The organism is Streptomyces sp. MS191 (assembly GCF_008042125.1).
GTDB lineage: Bacteria > Actinomycetota > Actinomycetes > Streptomycetales > Streptomycetaceae > Streptomyces.
Window position 1 is genome coordinate 1,675,129 of record NZ_RDBI01000040.1, and the last position, 1,831, is coordinate 1,676,959.

The window sequence follows — 1,831 nt, forward strand, 5'->3', positions numbered from 1 at the left end:
GTCGGGACGGTGGGGCCCGAGGGCCGGGCGAGGGCGCTCGCCCCGCCGCCGCCGAGCACCACGCCGGCCGCCGTCATCAGGACCAGGGCGCGCCGCGCACCGCGCGCCGCCGGGTGGCCGCCCGCGCGGACGGGCAGCGCGAGGGCCAGGTCGCGCCGCTGCCGGCCGCATCCCGCGCACGCGCAGTCGTCGGCGGGCTCGAACTCCTCGAAGATCGGCACACTCATGCGATTCCCCTCCACACTCGTCGAGTTCCTCCGGCGCTCTGGTACGGGCGCCAGTGTCTCAACTGTCTGGACAAATCGCATTTTGACGGATCGAAGCTACAAAACGACCATCCGACAGGCCGGTGAAGGCAGGTAATGGTCGGGAGCACCCTCGGGCGTCAGGTAGAGTTACGCAGGTCAGCAAGCGCCGCTAGCTCAGTTGGTTAGAGCAGCTGACTCTTAATCAGCGGGTCCGGGGTTCGAGTCCCTGGCGGCGCACGCGCAGTCGAGGCCCCCTCACCGATGGTGAGGGGGCCTCGATCGTTTCCCTCTCGGGCTCGGAGCTACCGGCCTGCTCCCCCGGACGCCTCCCGCCCTCACCCCGGCCGCGAGGCTCCACCGCGCCCTCGGCCCGCGTGCCGGTCGACCGGCCGGGGGGGGAGACGGCCAATGCAGTTGCCTCGACGAGCGAGCCGCTGAGCCCCGGACGCAGGCCGATCACCCGCCGCCCAGCGGTCGCGATCCGGACCGGGAGGGCGCACCGGTACGGTTCTGCGCATGGTGATCGACAGCGGCTTCCACGAGGTTCCCAGCGAGAACATTCCCGGGATACGCGACGAGGCCGCCCGCCAGGGCGCACCCGTGTTCACGCTCTCCACCGCCGGGCGGACCGACAAGGAGGCGTTCTTCGGGGCGGTGCGGGAGGCACTTCCCTTGGACCCTCCGCTCGGCACCTTCGGCATGGTGTGGGAGGCCCTCTCCGATTCGGTCTGGGGTGGGCTTCACGAGCTGAAGTCCCCCCGCGTGGTCATCGTCTGGCCCGACGCCCGGCCCGTTGCGGGCGCCGAGGGTGACTTCTGGGTCGCGCTGAGCATCCTCCGCGATGTGGCCGAGTCCCTCGCTGAAGCCCGATACACCGGCGGAAGGCCGACTCAGGTCTCGGTCTACGTCGCCTCGGCCTCAGGCGGTGGAGGAGAAGCGCTGCTGGAGGGTTGAACGGCTTCCTCACGTGGCCTGGCTACCCAGGTCAGGGCAGGGCTTGTGCTCCTTGTACACGACCAGCCGAGCCGGCAGGGAGACGCCGCCGCTCGGCACGGTCGTGCTTGGCTGTCGCCGCGTCCACCCGCTCAGTGGTGCACACCTTCGCCAGAATCCCGATCCGCACCCGCCCGCCCGCGTCCCACCCCGTCACACACGCGGGGCAACGGTCTCGCCGACTCAAAGGCAACTGCATGGGGGAGCCGGCCGCCGGCAGAGGACCGGCCCGGCCGGCGGACGCACGGGACGTGGGCCGCCGGCCGGGCCGGCCAGGGGGTGCTGCGAAAGTGCCGGCGYCCAGGGGGAGCCAGACCCGGGCCAGGACCGACCGGTCCCGGGCCGGGCGCGCGGCGGCGGGTGGACTGCGGACGGGCGGGCGACCGCTCCGGCCCGCGGCTCAGCCCTTCGTCACACCCGTGAGGTACGCGGAGACGACCACGTTCGCGGTGTAGGCGCCCGCCGTGCGGTCGAAGCTGCCGCCGCAGGTGATCAGCCGCAGCTCGGCCCGGCCGGCGCGGCGCTGCCCGTACACCTCGTGCGCGTCGAAGTGGTCGCGGGGGACGACCCGCACGTCGTCGACGGTGAAC

At 72.6% G+C, this 1,831-nt stretch carries 2 protein-coding genes, 1 tRNA gene and 1 pseudogene; 2 read left to right on the forward strand and 2 right to left on the reverse strand.

Annotation, left to right across the window (positions count from 1 at the left end; all coding sequences use genetic code 11):
* Nucleotides 1-227, reverse strand: a pseudogene (locus tag EAO71_RS14635) (peptidoglycan-binding protein); the annotation flags it as partial.
* Between the two features lie 184 nt (nt 228-411).
* On the opposite strand from EAO71_RS14635, the gene EAO71_RS14640 reads away from it, so the two are divergent.
* Both EAO71_RS14640 and EAO71_RS14645 read left to right on the forward strand, forming a co-directional pair.
* Nucleotides 412-485: transfer RNA gene (locus EAO71_RS14640), tRNA-Lys, on the forward strand.
* Between the two features lie 279 nt (nt 486-764).
* Nucleotides 765-1,202: a barstar family protein gene (locus EAO71_RS14645; RefSeq protein WP_147978134.1), complete on the forward strand. Its 438-nt coding sequence runs from the start codon at nt 765-767 to the stop codon at nt 1,200-1,202.
* A 439-nt stretch (nt 1,203-1,641) separates the two neighbouring features.
* Here the strand turns inward: EAO71_RS14645 and EAO71_RS14650 are convergent.
* On the reverse strand, nt 1,642-1,831 hold a 190-nt coding region (locus tag EAO71_RS14650; protein WP_147979299.1), incomplete at its 5' end, for a class F sortase.

Bases quoted from the DNA above. Each gene is read 5' to 3' on its own strand.
- EAO71_RS14645 (WP_147978134.1), top strand. From the start codon at position 765: ATGGTGATCGACAGCGGCTTCCACGAGGTTCCCAGCGAGAACATTCCC.